This window comes from Geomicrobium sediminis (assembly GCF_016908595.1).
Taxonomy (GTDB): Bacteria; Bacillota; Bacilli; order Bacillales; family Marinococcaceae; genus Geomicrobium_A; species Geomicrobium_A sediminis.
Window position 1 is genome coordinate 55,809 of the sequence record NZ_JAFBEC010000002.1, and the last position, 20,780, is coordinate 76,588.

22 protein-coding genes are annotated in these 20,780 nt (G+C 40.3%); 4 read left to right on the forward strand and 18 right to left on the reverse strand.

Annotated features, from left to right (window positions below; genetic code table 11):
• Positions 1-36 precede the first annotated feature (36 nt).
• Positions 37-960 (reverse strand): cytochrome c oxidase assembly factor CtaG, encoded by a 924-nt coding sequence (ctaG, locus tag JOD17_RS03155; protein WP_204695676.1) that lies wholly within the window; start codon positions 958-960, stop codon positions 37-39.
• A gap of 185 nt (positions 961-1,145) precedes the next feature.
• Here ctaG and JOD17_RS03160 point away from each other — a divergent pair, with 185 nt between their 5' ends.
• Positions 1,146-1,598, forward strand: coding sequence for a GNAT family N-acetyltransferase (locus JOD17_RS03160; RefSeq protein WP_204695677.1), 453 nt, complete (start codon positions 1,146-1,148; stop codon positions 1,596-1,598).
• 19 nt (positions 1,599-1,617) lie between these two features.
• Here JOD17_RS03160 and JOD17_RS03165 read toward each other — a convergent pair whose 3' ends face one another.
• From JOD17_RS03165 to JOD17_RS03225, 13 genes are all read right to left on the reverse strand, one after another.
• Positions 1,618-1,977: a BsuPI-related putative proteinase inhibitor gene (locus JOD17_RS03165; RefSeq protein ID WP_204695678.1), complete on the reverse strand. Its 360-nt coding sequence runs from the start codon at positions 1,975-1,977 to the stop codon at positions 1,618-1,620.
• A 14-nt stretch (positions 1,978-1,991) separates the two neighbouring features.
• Complete coding sequence (locus JOD17_RS03170; protein ID WP_338028749.1) at positions 1,992-2,837, reverse strand: YitT family protein; 846 nt, start codon at positions 2,835-2,837, stop codon at positions 1,992-1,994.
• 107 nt (positions 2,838-2,944) lie between these two features.
• The gene (locus JOD17_RS03175) at positions 2,945-3,262 is read right to left on the reverse strand and encodes a hypothetical protein (protein ID WP_204695679.1); all 318 of its coding nucleotides are present in this window, start codon (positions 3,260-3,262) and stop codon (positions 2,945-2,947) included.
• Positions 3,263-3,381: 119 nt separating this feature from the next.
• Positions 3,382-3,525, reverse strand: a complete 144-nt coding sequence (locus tag JOD17_RS03180) for a DUF5670 family protein (RefSeq protein ID WP_204696104.1) — start codon at positions 3,523-3,525, stop codon at positions 3,382-3,384.
• A gap of 58 nt (positions 3,526-3,583) precedes the next feature.
• Positions 3,584-4,588, reverse strand: coding sequence for a glycosyltransferase family protein (locus JOD17_RS03185; RefSeq protein ID WP_204695680.1), 1,005 nt, complete (start codon positions 4,586-4,588; stop codon positions 3,584-3,586).
• A gap of 12 nt (positions 4,589-4,600) precedes the next feature.
• Positions 4,601-5,602 carry a glycosyltransferase family 4 protein gene (locus tag JOD17_RS03190; RefSeq protein WP_204695681.1) on the reverse strand — a complete coding sequence of 334 codons (1,002 nt, stop codon included), beginning with the start codon at positions 5,600-5,602 and terminating at the stop codon, positions 4,601-4,603.
• Positions 5,603-5,616: 14 nt separating this feature from the next.
• Positions 5,617-6,621 carry a glycosyltransferase family protein gene (locus JOD17_RS03195; RefSeq protein WP_204695682.1) on the reverse strand — a complete coding sequence of 335 codons (1,005 nt, stop codon included), beginning with the start codon at positions 6,619-6,621 and terminating at the stop codon, positions 5,617-5,619.
• 25 nt (positions 6,622-6,646) lie between these two features.
• Positions 6,647-7,603 (reverse strand): NAD-dependent epimerase/dehydratase family protein, encoded by a 957-nt coding sequence (locus JOD17_RS03200; RefSeq protein ID WP_204695683.1) that lies wholly within the window; start codon positions 7,601-7,603, stop codon positions 6,647-6,649.
• A 103-nt stretch (positions 7,604-7,706) separates the two neighbouring features.
• The gene (locus JOD17_RS03205) at positions 7,707-8,699 is read right to left on the reverse strand and encodes a LolA family protein (protein WP_204695684.1); all 993 of its coding nucleotides are present in this window, start codon (positions 8,697-8,699) and stop codon (positions 7,707-7,709) included.
• Entirely contained in the window at positions 8,677-10,143 is a 1,467-nt protein-coding gene (locus JOD17_RS03210; RefSeq protein ID WP_204695685.1) for a sensor histidine kinase, read from the reverse strand. The genes JOD17_RS03205 and JOD17_RS03210 overlap by 23 nt, the downstream gene beginning before the upstream one ends.
• Entirely contained in the window at positions 10,133-10,837 is a 705-nt protein-coding gene (locus JOD17_RS03215) for a response regulator transcription factor (protein WP_204695686.1), read from the reverse strand. Before JOD17_RS03215 ends, JOD17_RS03210 begins: the two co-directional genes overlap by 11 nt.
• A 120-nt stretch (positions 10,838-10,957) precedes the next feature.
• Entirely contained in the window at positions 10,958-11,323 is a 366-nt protein-coding gene (locus tag JOD17_RS03220; RefSeq protein ID WP_204695687.1) for a rhodanese-like domain-containing protein, read from the reverse strand.
• Between the two features lie 5 nt (positions 11,324-11,328).
• Complete coding sequence (locus JOD17_RS03225; protein ID WP_239575233.1) at positions 11,329-12,438, reverse strand: AI-2E family transporter; 1,110 nt, start codon at positions 12,436-12,438, stop codon at positions 11,329-11,331.
• Between the two features lie 171 nt (positions 12,439-12,609).
• On the opposite strand from JOD17_RS03225, the gene JOD17_RS03230 reads away from it, so the two are divergent.
• Complete coding sequence (locus tag JOD17_RS03230; protein WP_204695689.1) at positions 12,610-13,662, forward strand: TAXI family TRAP transporter solute-binding subunit; 1,053 nt, start codon at positions 12,610-12,612, stop codon at positions 13,660-13,662.
• Between the two features lie 63 nt (positions 13,663-13,725).
• On the forward strand, positions 13,726-15,723 hold the full coding sequence (locus JOD17_RS03235; protein ID WP_204695690.1) for a TRAP transporter permease: 1,998 nt from the start codon (positions 13,726-13,728) through the stop codon (positions 15,721-15,723).
• A gap of 125 nt (positions 15,724-15,848) precedes the next feature.
• On the opposite strand, the gene JOD17_RS03240 is transcribed toward JOD17_RS03235, so the two are convergent.
• From JOD17_RS03240 to JOD17_RS03250, 3 genes are all read right to left on the reverse strand, one after another.
• Complete coding sequence (locus tag JOD17_RS03240; RefSeq protein ID WP_204695691.1) at positions 15,849-16,013, reverse strand: hypothetical protein; 165 nt, start codon at positions 16,011-16,013, stop codon at positions 15,849-15,851.
• Positions 16,014-16,082: 69 nt separating this feature from the next.
• Complete coding sequence (locus JOD17_RS03245; protein WP_204696040.1) at positions 16,083-16,910, reverse strand: MurR/RpiR family transcriptional regulator; 828 nt, start codon at positions 16,908-16,910, stop codon at positions 16,083-16,085.
• Positions 16,911-16,967: 57 nt separating this feature from the next.
• On the reverse strand, positions 16,968-18,350 hold the full coding sequence (locus tag JOD17_RS03250) for an aspartate aminotransferase family protein (RefSeq protein WP_204695692.1): 1,383 nt from the start codon (positions 18,348-18,350) through the stop codon (positions 16,968-16,970).
• 256 nt (positions 18,351-18,606) lie between these two features.
• Here JOD17_RS03250 and JOD17_RS03255 point away from each other — a divergent pair, with 256 nt between their 5' ends.
• Positions 18,607-19,788, forward strand: a complete 1,182-nt coding sequence (locus JOD17_RS03255; protein ID WP_204695693.1) for a KamA family radical SAM protein — start codon at positions 18,607-18,609, stop codon at positions 19,786-19,788.
• 79 nt (positions 19,789-19,867) lie between these two features.
• Here JOD17_RS03255 and JOD17_RS03260 read toward each other — a convergent pair whose 3' ends face one another.
• Entirely contained in the window at positions 19,868-20,776 is a 909-nt protein-coding gene (locus tag JOD17_RS03260; RefSeq protein WP_239575185.1) for a fumarylacetoacetate hydrolase family protein, read from the reverse strand.
• Positions 20,777-20,780 lie beyond the last annotated feature (4 nt).

The following is a 20,780-nucleotide window of genomic DNA, read 5'->3' on the forward strand; positions in this document are numbered from 1 at the left end:
ATAGCAGCATTGGTTTCTTAAAGATGACAATCCCTCCTAGCGGTTTGTCTTGATGTGAGAAGGAATATCACTAATTGTCAGTTCACCTTCTTGGTGGCTTTCTTTTTGTAGCCATTGTTTAAATACAAACCCAATCGTAGTACCGTAAACGAGCTCTTGACCCACTTTCATTGCTACACCACCGAGTTGTTGATCACTGTATGCATCTAATCCACCTAAAAATCCGAACCCACCAAACATCGATGCAGGTACAGCTGCACCTCCTGGAATACAAAATGCCATTACTTGTGACCAATAGTTAAGGTCTGTGTACGTATCATATAACGCAGTACCTGAGAAGATAATAAGCGCACACGCTGGTGTAATCAAAATACCATTACCAAATATATAAATAATTCTTCTAAAGTCATGTAAGTATTGTTTACTAGGCAACGGAGCAAGCATATGCCACCACATCATAAACGACGCAACTAACATGAAGATTTCATAAACGCTATGAACCCCAGGTCTAAGCATCAAAAAGTCAAATACGACAGGAATATGATAAATAGAAAATAACGCATTAAAAAAGATTAAGCCGATAATCGGATGGAACATAAGATCCCTGATGGGCTTGACTTTCTTTCCTAGCCATTCATAAACATTGGAGAGCAACCATTTAGGCAATGCCAAAATGAATAATGGAACGGCGAAGAAATAAGCAAAAACCATCTGAATCATATGGATGGAAACGAGCATGTGCCCGATACTATATAATGGGCTTCCCCATCCTAAATACAAACTGAGAAGACCACCTAAAAACATAATGTCTTGCTTAGGTGTTTGCTTCGCTTCTGTCGTAAATCGTGATCGAAAACGACGTGTAATTAAAAAATATGCAACTGCAACGAGTGTTAATATTGCAATCAATTCTGGCGTCCAAAGTGCCCGAAATGATAATACTTCAAACAATTCTTCCATATTGACCCTCCAAATGATCAACCGAGCTATACTCATCTTACCACATGAGATCTCTTCAGTTTTGAACAAGTTGTTACATTTTTGTGCAGGAGAAGGACATTCCGAATCTCCTCAAGCTATGCTATCATAGATAAGTATTCCCTTGTGGAAAAGGGTCATTCATTAATAAAGATAAGGGGTGCGAAATGAAGATCTACGCACTAACTGAACAACATGATCAGCAAATAGTACAAAAAGCGACAGAGCTACTCATGGGCCAAATGGAATCAATTGGCGGAGAACACGCTTATGATAACATCTTAACGACGTTGCACGAAGTCAAAGATCCTGATTCGAACGCAGAGCTCTTCATTGCAGAAGATCAAGGAATCATGGTTGGCGCTGCATTTCTTAATACGATGTATAGCATAAGAAAAGGCGGGCGCTACGTTTGGCTTAATGACTTATACGTTCGTGAAGACCAAAGAAACAAAGGGATCGCCAAAAAAATGCTTCTTGCTATTATCCATTGGGCAGAACAACATGATTACAAAGGGATTGAGCTTGAAACTGGAATTAATAACATCGCTACGAAACGACTTTACAATTCATTAGGTTTTTATGATGTCGTCTCAAAGCGGTATGGTTTCCAATTTTAAAAACACGTCAAGAAAGTTCTTAACGTGTAAACGTGAACGTTTGTGGCTGCTGTAACGTCTTCTCATCATTAATCGTATGAACAGCAAGTCGAACGCTTCCTTTATACGTATGCCCTTCTTCGAAATACGAGGAGGGCATCTTTTCTTGAAACACCACTTCTTCATTTGCTTGTAACATGACATGTTCAACGACTTGCAAATACATCCACTCTGATTCAGAGCGGTATACGCGCTTTTGATTGTCATCGTATACCGCAATTGAAATACGCTGACTCGTGTTAAACAGTAGTTCAGCGACTTCCTCACTTTCGTTTGTCACACTAACCCACACTGTAACGCCTTTCTTCTCATTAACGGCATTCACTTTCAACGCTAACATCATGACCACCTCAACTAATCATCTTTTCTAAATGAACCGACAATCTCTGTAGTTGGTACAATATTCGTAAACGCTTTAGGGTCCGTTTCTTCTGTAATCTGTCGTAACTTGAATAGTTCATAGCGTGTAATAACGATCATGAGCACTTCTTTTTCTTCTGAGTCAAATCCACCTTTAGCCGGCATTCGTGTTATACCTCTTGTAACATTCTCATGGATCTTCTCTCGAAGTTCATCCGCTTTCTTCGTAATGATAAACGCTGTACATTTGACGTGACGTGTATGAATCATGTCCATAATTCTTGACGTTGCGTAAATCGACACGAGTGTAAATAGCGCTTGTTCCCAATTAAATACAAAGCCTGCGGTAATGACGATCAACGCATTTAACATAAAGAAGTACACACCAATTGGACGGTCACTCATTCGGGCTAAGACGAGCGCTATAATGTCTAGCCCTCCAGCTGAAGTACCATAACGAAGCGGTAGTGACGTACCAATAGCGGCAATGATTCCACCAAAAACAGCGTTCAACATAATGTCTTCTGTTAACGCTTGTACAGGAATCACTTCTAAAAAAAATGACGTCAATGCGACGTGCAAGAAGCTATAAAATGTAAACAATCGACCGACTTTTAACCAACCCAAAATCGCAACAGGTATGTTTAAGAGAAACAAGACAATCCCTGTTGAAACTGGAAATAAGGCGCTTATAAACTGTGAAACCCCGGTTAATCCGCTAGCAAATACATCTGCTGGGATTAAGAAAAAGTTCAATCCGAATGCTACAGCGATCGCGCCAAATATAATGATCGCGATGCGTTTCATTTCAGTACTAATTGTCGTATGGTTTGTTATCACTGATTGACACCTCGAACATTATGTAATCTTGGGTGTAAAAATCATGTAAACAGCAGTATAACCGATGTTAGCAAAAAGAAGCAAGGAAACGGTTCATTTCCTTGCTTCTAATGCGGCTTCTGTTCAGAAGATGTTTCGTATTCAGGATCGTTTTCGTGTGCTTTATTATAATAATCGACTGAGAACGTTGACCCTTCAGCGACCATTTCATTATCGTTAATGTCTAGTGGATCTGGGTTGCCAATTCGTTGCTCTAATGGAATGTCAGATCCTTTGTTAGAGGCAGATCCAACGAGCTTATGATACCGTGATTTGGCACCGTCCATGAGTTGTCGTCCTTTATCAGGATTCTTTACCAAATAAGTTGCTCCAGCTGCGACAGTTGCAACAATTGCTGATGTCCATACGTACTTTGATTTACCCATTACGTCTCATCCTCCTACAAAGATTAAACTTTTGTTTCTTACTATAACGTTTCCCCTTCTTTGAAAGATTAAACTACAAAATCAGAAAAAGCTCCGAATTTGGAGCTCCTAAACAAAGATTAACGCTTTATATAACGGAATACTTGGAAGGCAACTAACAAAAAAACAATTCCTAGTAAGCCATGAATCCATACACCACCAACTTCAAACCCAAATCCGAGAAGCCATAACAAAATAATCATTGCTACCCATGTCCAGATCACCCTGACGCCCCCTCACCTTCGTACCACATGTGTATGAACAAAAAGGGACGTTCATGAATTAAAGCGTTTCGTAGATTTTTTTTAGTTTATTCGCTACAACCGGATAACTATGAAACTGCTCCACATAGTTTCGAGATTGTTGACCGATTTGCGCCCACTCCGATTGACGTCGCAACAAATCTAAAAGCACATCGTAGATCGTGTCGATCGTTGCTTGAACGATTGGTAACTGATTTGGGTAAGACTTTCGGTATTGTTCGTGAATGAAGCAAATCACAGGCTTTCCAGAAGCCATCGCTTCCATCGTTAAATTCGCATACGTACCGATCTTCAGTTGATCAATCACAATCGTCGCTTCAGCTAATTCTCTTACTACTTCTTCACGTGTCTTATGCTCAAGTCGTTGATAATTAAGTTCATATCCCTCGTCTCGTAAGCGTCGAATCGCAGCTTCGATTTCAGTGGTACCTTTAATTTCTTGATGACTCGGTGCATGAACAATCATAGGTACATCGTTTTCATTAGGGAAGGCAGGACTAATCTTGTGATGATTCAACGCATGAGGAACAACCTCTACTCGTTCATAGTTATCTGTAACATACTGTACGAGCTCAAGATCGTTCACGATCGCAACTTTTACATATTTCGACAATGTTTGAAGACGCTTTTTAATTCGTTGCTCTGACCAATCTTTTTTCACAACCACATCAGGGTTATTCCGACGAGCAATCGAGAGCCTTCTCACTTCGGAACCACGATGGTGAACCACGACTTTTTTTCCTTTTTCGTTTAATTCTTTTACATCTAGAAACATTGGGTGGAATGTCTCACCGAAATGAAAATGAAAGACATCATACGTTTTTTTTGCATGCTCAAAAAATTGCTTTAACTTCTCTTCTTTTTTGACTTTTGATAGACGATCTAAATCTAATTTGTAATCGGCTAGATCGTTGTACGTATTCGTAGAATAGAAGCTGCACGATTCCGCATGGACGCCAATTTCTCGCAACGCTTCAGATAATGATGCGATACCTGCTCCATACGGTAAGTGTAAGACCTTCAAAGCGCCCTCCTATTACAGCAATTTATAAATGTCGATCATCTGTTTTGCAATACGCTCAACATGATGATATTGCTCAACGTAAGCACGACTTTCTTTACCAATTTTATTCCAATCATTGTTCTTCATCAGAAAGTTTCGTAGCACCGAAGTCAATGTATCAGGGTTTGCGTTGATAATCGGCAATTTCCCGGGAAATTTAGAGACCAAGTCTTCTCGGACGTAACAAATGACTGGCTTCCCTAAAGCCATTGATTCCATCGTTAAATTTGCATAGCTCCCAATTCGTAGTTGATCAATAACGACCGTTGCTTTTTGGTAAGCTTTCATTGCTTCTTCGTGGGAGAGGTTCTCAATCTTTCTAAACTCAAAGTCTAATCCTTCTTGTTTTAATTGCTCTACCGCTTCTAAAACGAATGGTGTGCCTTTAATTTCGTGGTGCGAAGGTGCATGAACGACGACCGGTTTATCCGTTTCTTTCGGATAAACCGGTGTATACGATGATACGTCGATGGCGCGCAAAACGACGTGCACATGTTTGTAATAAGGCTCAACGTAAGGGAGCATTTCATAATCCGGTACGATTGCGTGGTCAATCGACGCAGACAATCGGCGAACATACTTATGAACCGTTTCTTCAGGCCATTTCGATTTTATTGAAGCGAAACGGTTATTCTTCTGAGCCAAAGATAAGAGACGTACTTCTGAACCACGATGGTGAGCAACCATTTTCTTACCTTTGCTTTTTAGAATTGCAATGTCAGATTTTGAATTGAACGTCTTGCCAAAATGAAAATGAAACACGTCAAACTCATTCATCGCTTCTTGAAAGATTTGCTCAATCTTCGCTTTCTTTTCTTCTGGCGGAAACTGGTCGACATTTAAATTGCGGTCTGCACGATAGCCGTAAAGATCTTTTGAACTAAAACTAGCTGATGTCGCATCTACACCGAGAGCACGCATCTGTTTTGCAAGCATGCTAATATCTGAGCCACTAGGCATATGCAAAACCTTCATGAAAACCGCCCTCCCTAAAGCTTGTTGTATATGGTAATCAGCTTATTCGCCACACTGTCAAAGCTATGGTAATGCTCTGCATAACTGCGCCCAGCTTTTCCAATTGCTTGATATTGGTCACTATTTTTAAGGAAAGAACGAAGCACGGTTTCAAAGTTTTTCGGATCAGCTGACACGATTGGCATATCTTTAGGATACTTCTTAACAAGATCGTCTCGAATGTAACAAATAACCGGCTTTCCGAGTGCCATCGCTTCCATACTTAAATGACCGTACGCCCCTAACTGCAATTGATCGACAATTACCGTAGCTTTTTTATAAATGTCTAATGCTTCTTCGTGTGACTTTCCTTCTACAAGCTCGTAATCAAACGCAACCCCTTCATCTTTTAGCTTTTCTAGCACTGGTAGCACATATTGTGTTCCTTTCGTATCTCGCCGTGAAGGTGCGTGTACGACAAGTGGACGCTCATGATCTTTCGGATAGGTAGGCGTATATTTACTTAAATCCATCGTGTGAGGAACAACATGAATGGATTTGTAATAAGGCTCAACGTAATAATAAAGCTCATAGTCATTGACAATTGCTTGATCAAAATAGTGCGATAGAAACTCTAAATTACTTTTTACTTTGTCTTCAGGCCAAGACTTTTTTACGCGTACATATGGGTTGTTAAAGCTTTGTGCTTTCTTTAACATCCGCACTTCAGAACCTCGGTGGTGCACGATCATTTTTTTATTCGCTTTTTTGATTGTCTCTAAATCACGACGGTCTGGAAAGAAACTCTCACCAAAATGGAAATGGAACACATCGAATTCTTTGAGTGCTTTTTGTAAATAAGCTTCACGCTTTTCCTCTTCTTCTTCAGGTTTATATTGATCAAAATGGATCCGCTCATCAGCCATGTACGCATAATGATGCGTTCTAAGACTCCAAGACTGTGCGTCAATTCCTTTTGTACGCAAAGCCTTTGCCATCGTACTCATACCTATGCCATAAGGAAGGTGCAAGACTCTCATAAAAACCTCCTCGAACGAAGATTCATTACTTATTGTCTTTCATCCATTTAATCGTTTCATCCACACCATCTTCAAAACCCCAAGAAAAGTTCATGCCTAAGTTTTTGATTTTGCTGTTGTCGATCTCAAAATAACGAATGTCACCAGGCTTCCAACCAGAATATTCAACCGTGAGATCTGTTCTTTTGAACCGCTCTAAGACGAGGTCTGCTAATTGTTGAATCGTAATCTTCAAGCCTGAAGCACAATTGTAGACTTCTCCGTTCGTCTCTTTTTTCGTAGCAAGAAGAATATTCGCTTTTACGACATCTTTAACGAATGTAAACGAACGTAGCTGTTTTCCATCCCCGAAAATGACCGGCGGTTGGTCAGCCAATACCCTTCGTATGAATATTGAGACAACTCCTCCGTCATCATTATCCTCTTGCCTTGGTCCATATACGTGAAAATACCGCAAGACTGAAATGTCCATATCGTATAAATTTTTGAATACAGAACAGTATTTTTCCGCTGCGAGTTTGCTCGTTCCATAAAACGAAACAGGATTGGTCGGATGCGCTTCATCTTCTGGAAAATAAACGGGCTCACCATAGACGGAGCCCGTTGACGCATGAACGACCTTTTTTACCGCATGAATGCGTGATGCTTCTAATACGTTAAAGGTTCCTTCCGCATTTATTTTTAAATCAAGACGAGGATTTTTCATACAGACGGTATTTTTCGATACCGCCTGGTGAAAAACAACGTCCACATCTTTAAAGAACCGAGACATATGATCAAAATCCGTCACATCTGACTTTACGACTGTTAATAACGGATGCGAATCAAATGTAGACAGGTTCTTCTTTTTTCCTGCACTAAAATTGTCCAAGCAAATCACTTCAACGTCTAAATTCAACAATTCTTCTACGAGGTGACTTCCAACAAACCCTCCTCCTCCAGTAACGAGTGCACGTTTATACGGAAACGCTTGAATTGACAATCAGAAACACTCCCTGCTTTGAGTTTTTCTAAACAATTGAAATGAATCATTACCGATTCAAAATCAAGCACACTACATGCACTATATGAGGAGGAATTAAAGATTATTCTTCATTTAAGCTATATAGAGATTCGATAAAGGCGATTAAATCATCGACGGTAACGTTCGCATCTTCTGCAAACACTTCATAATAATTTCCTTCTTCTTCAAACGTTAATACGAACGTTTCACCAGGCAACTCATAAACGTCAACCATCGTAAACAGTTCTAGTTGATCGATCAGCTCATTGTTCTCAACGACCGTATCATTTTGTGTTTCGCCAATCGTCATGACGACATAGGGCGATTGATCTTTAAAGTATTCAAGCATTACTTCTTCTTCGCTTAACACATAGATTTCCCATAGTTCATAATCGTCAGTGAGCAATCTCACATCAGATGCAAATAGTTGCTGAGCTTCTTCAGGTGTGAGCACATTTTGTTCATGATCCAAATGCAGCACTTCTGCACTCGTTGGAACTTCAAAATCAAATACCCCATCAAAGTCAGGATTCGTCTCAAAATTAATAATCTCTGTACGCAATGGACCGCGTTCCCACATTAGAATCATCCACGTTGATTGATCGACGACAAGTTTGACTTGTTCATCTGCTCCTTCTAATAATAGATGATAGGCATCACGGCCAATCCACTTTTCCTCATCAACGAGCTGAACGTCTAAGTCATACAGATCGTCAAGCTGATAAAAATCATTCAAATAATGAACTTCATCAACGATTTCCCCGTGATTGTTCGATATGAGCGCTATGTTTTCATCTTCTAGATACGTTAAGCTCTGCTCAGGATTCTCGATCGTAACCGTCTGTCCTAAAGATTCTACAATGTTTATGCGGTAATAATCTTGATTTCGCCATTCAAACAAATTAATCGCTTCTTCACCTTCGTAAATAATTTTCGATTCAATATAAAATTGATCCGGTTGTTGGTGAGTTTCTGCTGCATTTGCAACAATTTCTTGAGGCGAAAATTGCGTCTGACAACCGAACAACATGCACACACTTCCAAGCAATAAACTACTCATCAACGTTTTTTTCATCGTAATCCTTCCTTTTTACAAACGTACTCATTAAGATTGTTCCTTTGTTAGGTACTGGAATAAATTGAATGTCCCCACCGTGATTTTCGGTAATCATCTTTGCAACACTCAACCCTAATCCTGAATGTTGTCCTGCTTTTTTCGTTCGACTTTCTTCACTTTGATAAAAAGCCTCGAAGATCTTTTTGCTTTCTTTTTCAGAAATTGTTGCTCCTTCATTTTGAACGATTAACACCCCGTGCGTGGAGAAATTTACGTCAATCGGTTTGTACAACCACGATGGTAATTGTTGATCATAAATACCGATGTATAGTTTGCCTGTAGGGGGGGTGTAACGAATTGCATTCGATACTAAATTATCGACTAAACGCATCATATGGTTCACTTGTACGTCAAAACTATCAAAGGTTTTCACTTCTTTTTGAAGATTAATTTCATGTTGACTAGCAAGCTCATCATAACCGTCTACGAGCATTTCAAAAAACTCTTGCCCGTTAACAGCTACTTTCTGTTCAACAGACTGCTGGTTTTTTAATAGTGTGAATGTATGTATGTCTTCAATTAATCGTTGCATCTGTATCGACTTATTTCGAATAATTGTTAAGTAGTGATCGGTTTCCGACTTCGTAAGCGGCCTTTGTTGCATCGATTCTGTATACGCCATCACAGAAGTAAGCGGTGTTTTTAAATCATGTGACAGCGCTGCTGTTATCATTTCCTTTTCCTTTTGCTCTCGAAGGATTTCTTCACGCGCGTGTACGACCTCTTGTTTCATATAATTAAAATGCTTAATTAAGTCGCCAATCTCATCGTTTTTGGGATGTGCTAACGTCGTCATCTTCTTAGGGCGTAAGACAAATTCGTTCATGTCATTTTTTAAATACTTGATCGGTTTGTTAATTCTACGATTGATTTGAAACCAAACGAGTAATCCCGTTAAGAAAAACAGAGCTGCACTTAATACAAGTATCGATGTAGAACGTGATTGAACGTATTCAACGCGGTCGTCTCTTTGCATACTTACTTCATAAAACCCGACAATCTCCTCATCCACAAATACCGGCTCTTTAATTGTAAAATAACGGTACGTCATATTCCCTTCATATAAACCATCATATAGATCTCTTAATTCTGCTTGCCTCGTCCCGATCGTATCTGATGTTGTTTCATAGACAACATAACCATCATTTCGATAAAGCGTAATTTGTGCGACGTGTTCGATAGTTTCTTGAAGGGATTCATGAATGGTCGGATGGAAAGTGTAGAGATCAGGGTTTTGAAGAGGTTCTTTAATTTCTCGATACGTGGAAATAAAGTCTAAGTACTCGTCCAAGCTTTGTTGTTCATTCCAATTCGTTAAAAGCGTATACAATGAATAGACGGCAAGCGAAGGGATGACCATAACAAAAAGCAAAGACAAGAAAAGCCAAGTTCTAATTTTCATACTTGACTTCTCCGATGAAGCGATAGCCGCTTCCCCATACGGTTTCGATGTATTTAGGGTTTTTTTTGTCTTCGTTTAACTTGTCTCTTAACCCTTTCATATGTACAGTTACCGTCTGTTCGTCATCACAGTCTTCATGCCACACAAGCCGGTAAATTTCTTTTTTGGCAAACATTTTGTTAGGATTTTTCACGAACAACAATAATATTTCAAATTCTTTTGGCGTTAACGACACTTCTTCATTTTGGAAGAAAAGTTGATTCGCTTGATGGTCCACGACATAATCAGCACCAAATAGCATTCGTTTCTGTTTATACTTTTCTCTATATCGCGAATGTTTGCGAATTTGCGCTTGTACTCGCGCAGTTAACTCATGCAATGAAAAAGGCTTAGTCATGTAATCATCTGCCCCAATATTAAGCCCGCGAACTTTATCATCATTACTCATCTTGGCGCTTAAAATGAGCAATGGGACTTGGCTCTTTAATCGGATTCGTTGGCACAACTCAAAGCCACTTAATTCAGGAAGCATTATATCAACGATCACTAAGTCAAATAGCCCACGTTCAAAATCTTGAAACCCTTCAATACCTGTTGTTGCAACCGTTACGTGGAATCCTTTCGATTGCAAATGATCGCGAATAATGCTAGCAATTTCATAGTCATCTTCAACTACGAGAATGGTTGGTTTCATAAGACGATCGCTCCATTTTTCTTAACTAGTTCCATTATACGACATTTTTTGTCACACATCATTACTAATTTACAAAAAAAAGCCTCGTACATTTTTGTACGAGACTCTTAGCCTTTAACGCTATTTTGAATATAGTTCTGATGTTTGGTCAATTCGTTTTTCTTCTCCAGTGTTCTTCTCACCTTCAAAGCTCAACATCCCACCATCAAAGTTAATGACACGATTGAAACCATTTTCTTTTGCATATTGTGCGACCCGTTGACTACGACCACCACTTCTACAAATGAAGACGTGTGTTTTTTCACTGTCCATATCAGTTAATCGCTCAGGTACTTCTCCCATAGGCATGAGTGGTACGCCTGGAATGTGACCTTCTTCGTATTCATCAGGTTCTCTTACATCGATAAAAACGAGGTGTTCATCATGTAAATGCTTCTGTAATTCTTCATAATCCCATTGTGTAATGCCTTCTTTTTCTGATTTCATTCTAATCAACCTCCTTTATTTTCACTATGTGTTTCTTTGTAGCGTAACCGAATGAGTCGATACGTATGACTAACGATCACTTTGGCAACAGCATACGTTGGCACCGCGAGTAACATCCCGATAATACCTGCAAAGTTCGCAGCTACTAACAAAATAAAGATGACAGTAATTGGATGGATTTGAAGCTTCCTTCCCATCACTTGTGGTGAGATAAAGATGCTTTCAAATTGTTGAATGATGACGACAGCAACAATGACTGCAATTGCGGTCAACCAACCGTCAAACAAGGCGACAATAACACCTGGTGCTGTACCAATCCACGGACCAATAAATGGAATCAGGTTTGTGAACATCGCAATCAAAGCAAGGACTAAGGAATATTCGATTCCGATAATTAAATACGCAATATAAACGAGCACACCTACACAAAAACTAACGATAATTTGTCCTTGGATAAAGTTCGCTAACGCACCGTCCATGTCACTAAGGATTCGCTTACCTTCATTACGTTGTTTTGAAGGAAGTAGACGTAGAATTTGTTGTGGCGCCTTTTCTCCTTCTTTTAACATATAAAATAGAATAAAAGGTACAATCGCAATGACAATGACAGCACTAGTAATCGCACCGATAAAGCTTGCGATATTTGAACCGATATCCGCAAAAGCATCGCTCAAATAGTTACCGACATTTTGAATAATCTCTTCCAAACTAAATGTTTCATTTTCTTGGAAACGTTGCATAATGTCACTCTGCATAAAATCATTAAACCAATTTTGAGCTTGGTTAATGAAACGAGGTGCCACATCAACGAGACTGTAGAACTGCCGTTGAATCTCAGGACCTACTAAGATTACAAGAAGTGTCATCAACCCGATAAACACTAGGTATATGACAGTAATGGCGAGTACTTTCGGCATCTTCCTTGCTAGTAGTTTAACAACGGGCCTGAATAAGTAAAAAAGTACACCAGCTAACGCAAGCGGTGCGAACACCGTTTGAATGAGAATAACGACTGGAGTGAATATAAAATCAACGAGTGTTCCTAAAAAAATGATCAGCAAGATTAAAGCCACTGCATAGCCAAAGCGGAAATACTTACCGTCAGGCACTTTCATCACTCCAATTTATCCAATATGTTTCCTGTCCTAATCATTTATTATACGCAATAATTTCCTCATAAACAAACATTTACCTTCACCGCGTCAAAGTAACACAAACTTTGACAATAGTCTTAACTTTTGGTTAAATAGACGAAAATACATTATTATGATATGGGAGGTCTTTTGATGAACAAGTATAAAACAGCTTTACTTTCGGGGACATTTCTCTCTGTTGCCATCCTCGCCGCTTGCGACAGCGATATTGATGTGGATGAACTTGACGAAGATGATCTTAACGTCGGGGATACAGATGCCGGTAATGACGATGGTGATGATGCCGCTTCGAGCGGGGACGGAACACAACTACAAATTGGTACCGGTTCTACCGGAGGGACGTATTACGCATTAGGTCAAGAAATGGCAAACGTCATTTCAGATAATGCTGACGGCGTCACTGTGAATGCGGTTTCGACAGGTGCTTCTAATGAGAACATCGCCCGTGTACATAACGGTGATCTTGACTTAGGGATGACTGTCCATATCCCTGCGCTTGATGCCTTAGAAGGTGCTGGTGACTTTGAAGGACAAGGAGAGTTCGATCAATTTGGCTATATGGGTTACATTTACCCTGAAACGAATCAAATCGCCGTACGAGCAGATAGCGGGATTGAATCAATTGAAGATTTAGAAGGTATGCGCGTGAACCTTGGTCCTCCAAACTCAGCTTCACAATCTGCGTCATTGATGATTCTTGAAGCTTACGGTCTTACTGAAGACGACATTGAAGTGTATGAAGAAGGCTTTGGTGATGGAGCAGGCATGCTTCAAGACGGCAACATTGATGCTACGTTTGGTCTCTTAGGCTTACCTGCTGATAACATTACAGAGCTGGATAGTCAAATTGACATTGAACTACTTTCAATTGATGAAGAAGCACTCGACACAATTGAAGCGAATAGCATGTATGAACGAATTGTCATTCCAGCTGACACGTATGAGTTTTTAGAGGAAGATGTCAATGCAATCGCTGCTTACGCAGTCCTCATCGGTTCTAATGAAACGATCGATGAAGACTTAGGTTATGAAATTACGAAAGCACTTTACGAAAATGCAGGTAGCATCACTCACAATCAAGGGGAGCATATGGAAGACACCGACAACTTATTACTCGGTAATGAAGGTCTTCCGATGCATCCAGGAGCCGAGCGTTACTTTGAAGAAGCAGGCTTGTTAAATTAAAAAACTGTAGGGCCGGGCGCTTAAAGCCCGGCTCTCGTTATTGAAGAAAGGTGGTGACCTGCGATGGCTGATGCCAACGCTCATCTCAATGACGCACCAGAACGAGAATTGACCGAAAAGGAAAAAGAAGAACTACTCAAAAAATACGACAAAGAATCGAACACGAGAACCGATCTTGGTAAGTGGATTTGGATTGCGTTTATTATCGGAATCTCTCTCACCTCATTTCACTTGTACACCGGTCTTCGCGGGGGCTATGGATCATTAATGCAAGGAGCTATTCACGTTGGTAGTGGTCTTGCATTAATTTACATATTATATCCCATTAGTAAAAAAGCAGATAAAAAAGTCGGTGTGCCATTTTACGATGCGATTTTAGCACTTCTTTCACTGTACTGTTGTTTTTATATCGTTTGGAATTATGATTATTTGACAAGTGCAGTCATTTTTGGTTTTTCACTTCATGATCAACTCGTAGCACTAGGCGCGATCGCTCTTTTACTTGAAGCAACAAGACGAGCTGTCGGTATGCCAATCGTCGTTATTGCCATTCTTGCACTCCTTTACGGTGTGTATGGTTCTTGGTCATGGCTCGGGACATTTGCTCATCCTGGTTTTACGTGGACCGGAATGGCTACGCAATTGTTTTTTACGACTGAGGCAATTTTCGGTACACCGATCCAAGTGTCCTCGACGTTTATTTACTTGTTTTTATTCTTTGGTGTCATTTTAGTCCGAACTAACATTGGCCAGTTCTTCAACGACATTGCTTTTCGACTTACTGGTCGCTATACAGGGGGAACCGCTAAAGCAGCTGTTGCAGCAAGTGGTTTACAAGGAATGGTAACAGGAAGTTCAGTAGCCAATACGGTCGGTTCAGGTTCCTTTACGATCCCAATGATGAAACGCTCTGGGTTTAAACCTGAGTTTGCAGGTGCGGCAGAAGCTTCTGCATCAACGGGTGGACAAATTATGCCGCCGATTATGGGGGCAGCTGCCTTTATTATGGCGGGGTATGTAGGTATTCCATATAGTGAACTTATTATTTATGCCATCATTCCGGCATTGCTTTACTTTATGGGTGTATTTTTTGGAATTCACTTTGAAGCAAAACGACAAGGAATTGTCGGTGTGCCAGTTTCTGAACTTCCAAAAATACGTTCATTTATTACGAGAATTGATATGATTTTACCACTTGTAACGATTATTGGCTTAATGCTTATAGGCTTTACCCCAACTTTCGCTGCATTATGGGGCATTCTAGCAGCTTTTGTCATCAGTTTATTTCGAAAAGATACACGCCCGACGCTGCTCGGTGTCCTTGATATGATGGAGAAAGGTGCAAGAACTGCCGTTCCAGTCATTGCTGCCTGTGCTTCTGCAGGGATTATTGTCGGAATTGTTGTATTTACTGGGCTTGGTGGCGTATTAGCACGAGGTATTATCGTACTTGCTGATGGCCAGTTCTTCCTTGTTCTGTTCTTTACGATGATTGCTTGTATTATACTCGGTATGGGTCTGCCGACAACTGCAAATTATGTTGTTACCGCAACCGTTGCAGCACCAGCAATTTTAATGTTTGATGTTCCACCAATCGCTGCACATATGTTTGTATTTTATTTCGGTCTAGCAGCAGATATTACGCCTCCGGTCTGCTTGGCAGCGTATGCAGGTGCAGGTATTGCCCGAGCCAATCCGATGAAAACAGGGATCATCGCTTTCAAATTGGCCATTGCTGCCTTTATCATTCCATATGTGTTTGTAGCAAACCCTGTGTTGCTCTTGCAAGATGCTACGTTTATGACACTGATGCCACCGCTAATTACAGCCATTATCGGAATGATTGCAATTAGTGCTGCGATCATGAACTACTTTGTCGCAAAACCTAAAATCTATGAACGTCTCGGTCTAATAGTCGGTGGAATTATGGCTGTTTATCCAAATAGCATTCCAATTTCATTGGCTGGAATTGGTATTCTTACCTTGATCGCCCTCGTTCAACACATTCGCAATAAACGTAACCAAACACCACGTACGCCTGAACGTACAGTTGAAGCTTAAGCAAACGTTAAAGAGCCCGTCCTTAAAGGACGGGCTCTTTAACAATGTAATGGAGAGTCTACGTAGACTAGCAACCGAGCGACACACACCCAGTATGTAGGATGGAGGAAACTCCACCCTATACACTAATCATAATTCCGTTGTCTTGTGTCATCGAGAACTTGTTCAAGGTGCGCAATTTGGTCTCTAAGACCATCCTCTAATTGTCGCTCCTTGTCCGTAATTTTCTGCTGCAATTGACGCAGAAACTCTAAATCTCTTCGAAACATCGATCTCTCCAGTTTTGACATAGATATACTCCTAAAATCGATAGACATCTATATCCCCTATATTACCTTAATGTTCTCTTTAGAAACATGTTATTTGTGAAAGACATCAAACGCATCCCAAAGCTCTTCTAAACTTTCTAAGCGCTTTTCAACCTTTTCATGTTGTGATCTTGTTACAGCTGTAATCAATGCGCTTACAATACTTTGAGGTGCTGAAAACGAATCAATAAATGAATTAATTTCAGTTGCCGCAAGTAACTTCCGATCACCGTATGGAACGAGTGGAGATAGCATATGATCCGTAATAACGAGCGTTTTAGCATTCTTTTGCTTGACAGATTTCAACACTTCTACCGTTCGTTTCGTATACCTAGAGAAGCCAAAAGCGATAACCAAATCATCTTCTTTAATATCAATCAAATGTTCTGATACCCCATCTGCACTACGAAGCATCTCAGTATTTTGTAATACGAGATCCAAATAAAATTCAAGAAATAACCCAACGCTCATCGCACTTCGGTAAGCGATAATGTAAATTCGCTTTGCGTTAACAATATCATCGATGGCACCTTGGAACTGTTCAACATCAATTTGTTGGAGCGTTGTGCTTAAATTGTTCATATCATCAGCGAGCACTTCTCGAATTGTATCCTCTGGAGAATCGCCTCGCTCAGTCGTTGACGCAAACACTTCTGCAGAGGTCCATTTCCGTTGCAATGCAGCTTGCATGTGGCGTTGCAAATCTGGATAGCCTTTATAATCTAAAAAGAAAGCGAAGCGCACGACGGTCGCCTCGCCTACTTCTGCATTTTTGGCTAGTTTTGATGCGGTAAGAAACGGTGCGGTCTCTTGATGATCGATCAAATAGTTGGCAATCTTTAATTGAGATTTACTCATCTCATGCTGTCTCGCGATCATTTGTTCATATACATCAGACAATTCAAGATCCCCCTTCAGACCGCGAAACCCTACATGTTAATCGTTTGAAGGAAAAAGGGTTGGAACTACCTTTTCATAAGCCATGATCGTTTTCTCAATTGCTTCATCATCATGTGCAACTGACATACTATAGCGATTACCAGGCTTAACATAAATCCCTTCTTGGAATAGGGCACGATCCATTTCTGTCCGAAGCTTCTTATCTACGTGTTCGAAGCATCGATAGTTACTGAGACTTTCCTTATTTGTAAATAATACACTAAACAATGAACCGATGCCAACCGCTTTCATAGGAAGACTGTGTTTCTTAAATACCGCTTCAAGTTCCGATTTGAACTGTTCTGTACGAATTAATAAGTCACTCATCTCTTCTTCTAAAACATCTAGCGTTGCTAAACCTGCCGCTAGAACGAGCGGATGTCCGTTATACGTTCCACTATGGAACAACGCGAGTTGCTTACGGTCGGTCTGGTCTTGGTCGGCAAAGAAATCAAATCCAGCGAGCGGAGACGTACGCCCCATAATTTCTTGTTTCCCACCAACAACACCGAAAGGAAACCCTCCACCAACGACTTTCCCCATCGTCGTTAAATCTGGTTCAACATTGTAGAGGTTCTGAACACCACCCATACCGGTTCTAAATCCGGTTTTCACTTCATCAAAGATCAAGACGATGTTTAATTTCTTTGTTAATGTGTGAAGCTTCTGTAGAAAATCGTTCGTAGGTGCAATGATCCCCGCTTCAAGCGGTTCAACAATAAGTGCTCCAATTTCAGCTGCATGTTCAGTTAAGATTTTCTCACAGTGCTCATACTGATTAAACGGAAGGACGAACGTATTTTGCATCGCTAACTCATCCATACCGTAAGAATCTGCAACACGATTTGGCTCATGTGCAGTGCCTGCATCCTGTTCATTCGGGCTTACACTAATGAGTAGAGAATCGATCGCACCGTGGTAATGACCCTCAAACTTCGCAATCTTATATTTACCTGTATGCGCCATCGCCAAACGAAGGGCAAGTAAATTTGCTTCTGTTCCTGAATTCGTATATCTTACGCTTTCCATTGAAGGAAAATAACGTAACAATCGTTCTGCAAATGCGGCTTCCTTTTCATGAGGTGTTCCGAACAGCCACGTACCATCTTGTTCAATTTGTTGCTGAATTGCGGATTTCACTTCTTCATGACCGTGACCGAGCATTAAGGCCCCGTATCCCATTAAATAGTCGATGTATTCATGACCATCAACGTCAAACAATCGACTGCCGTGTGCTCGCTTAATTGCAATTGGATATGGCTCAAAATGCTTTATATTCGCAGTCATTCCTCCAGGCATGACTTGTTTTGCACGCTCCATATGTCGTTTTGACATCATTGTTTGCGCTTCATAAGAAAGGCGATTGTTCGCTATCCCCATTGTTCTCCTCCAGTAATAAAAGATTAATTTCACAAAAATAATAAAATGAATGATTTACTTCATTTTAAGCGAAAATTCCTTTTTTGTGAACCCATTATTTCAACTTATTCATTTTGTGAAATTTTTATTTCAAAAATATGAAGGAGATCTTTCATTTAAAACTATTTTGAATCTTTTTATTCTTTTTTGACCTTGTACACTCCTCTTGTTATACTAAGCTCATTCTATCAATGATCAATACTAAAGGAGGATGTTTATGGCACAGCCGAAATATATTACTAATATTGATAAAATTCCTGAAATTCCAAAGAGAGAAAAAGAAAAACTCCGTAAGATCACTGATAAATTTGTTTTTAGAGTAAATGATTATTATTTAGGTCTGATTGATTGGGAAGACCCAAATGATCCTATTAAAAACCTCGTAATCCCAAATGAACAAGAGCTCTCAGAATACGGTCGTTGGGATGCTTCTGATGAAGATACGAACTATGTTGTTTCTGGTTGCCAGCATAAATATGAAACGACTGCCCTCTTAATATGTTCTGAAGTTTGTGGTGCTTATTGTCGTTATTGTTTTAGAAAGCGCTTATTTAGAAACGACGTAAAAGAAGCAATGAGCGATGTTGATCCTGGTATTGAGTACATTCGTAATCACCCAGAGATTAACAACGTCCTGTTAACAGGTGGAGACCCGATGATTTTGGCTACAAAGAAGTTGCGATACATTATTGAAGAATTGCGCAACATTCAGCACGTGAAAATTATCCGAATCGGCTCGAAATTACCTGTATTTAATCCGATGCGTATTTATGAAGATCAAGAGCTGCTTGATCTATTTAGAGAGTACTCAACACCTGACAACCGGATTTATGTGATGGCTCACGTTAATCATCCGCGTGAAATTACCGCTGAAGCGAAAAAAGCATTTGAAGCGCTTCACGATGCTGGTGTCATCGTTGTAAACCAGACACCTGTATTAAAGGGAATTAATGATAACCCTGAAGATTTAGGAGAACTACTCAATCGTTTATCATGGGCTGGTGTCACCCCTTACTACTTCTTTATTAACCGTCCAGTTGCTGGTAATAACGATTTTGTGCTCACTCTTAAAGAAGCGTATGAAGCCGTTGAGAAAGCAAAAGCAATTACGAGCGGCCTTGGCAAACGGATTCGTCTGTCGATGAGTCACACATCTGGGAAAATCGAAATTCTTGCCATTGAAGATGGAAAGGCGTATTTAAAATACCACCAGTCACGTGATGGGAATTATGGGAAGTTTATGGTTTTAGATTGTCCAGATGATGCTGCTTGGTTTGATGATTTACCAGGAAGTGAAGCTCATTGGGAGATGCCTAAGAAGAAAGTCGAAGACGTTGCAAGCGTCAACCAAATGTCTGACATGCCAGAGAAAAGAAAGCGTAAAGTTAAAACCTCTTAATAACCAAACCATCAACGCCACATCCTGACACTTCAAAAACGAAGCGCTTAGGATGTGGCGTTTACATGTTCTATACGTTTTACACCATCTGATTACGTAACTCTCCAATTGCAGGAATCGTAATGACCACTTCGTCCCCGGCTTTTAGAAACTTCGGTGGCTTCATTCCTTTCCCAACACCTGACGGAGTACCCGTTGCGATAATATCACCAGGCTCGAGCGTCATTCCTTTTGACAATACGTGAATTAATTCGCGAACATCAAAGATCATATCCGTAAGCGGCGCTTGTTGACGTACCTCATCATTCACAGTCGTCGTAATCGTTTCTTTAAGCAATTCTTCTTCACTTAGACGTGTAACGATTGATGGACCAATTGGACAGAACCCGTCCAAGCTCTTACCAACAAAAAACTGTTTATGTCTCGCTTGCAAATCACGAGCTGTAATATCATTTAATAATGTGAATCCAAAAATGTAATCCCAAGCATCTTCTCGCTCGATCTTCGTACCTTTTTTACCAATAACGATGGCAAGTTCACCTTCATAGTCAACTTGCTCTGTAATGTCACTGTGAAGCGAGACGTTGTCTTGATGTGCACAGATCGTCGTGTGAGCTTTCGTAAAGATTAAAGGATGATCTGGGATGTCTTTAGCAGAACCCATTTCAATCGCATGCGCTGCATAGTTTTTGCCTACACACATAACATTTTTTGGAGGGTGCTTAATTGGTGTGAGCGTTTGAAATTCTCCGTCTTTTACAAATACATCGTTGTTAACAGCTTCGTTATGTACCGCTTGCTCATATACTGAATCAACTGTAGTGAGGAAAGGCTCACCAAGTGAAATCGCTGATATCATATCTGCAGGGCATTCCGTTCCTGGACTGTATAGTTGAAATGCTTTTTCTAACAGTAATGCTTTGTCGCTTGACATTTGCTTTGCAGCTAACGTTTCAATTCCTTCGTGTGAAACCACTAATAAGTGCATAAAA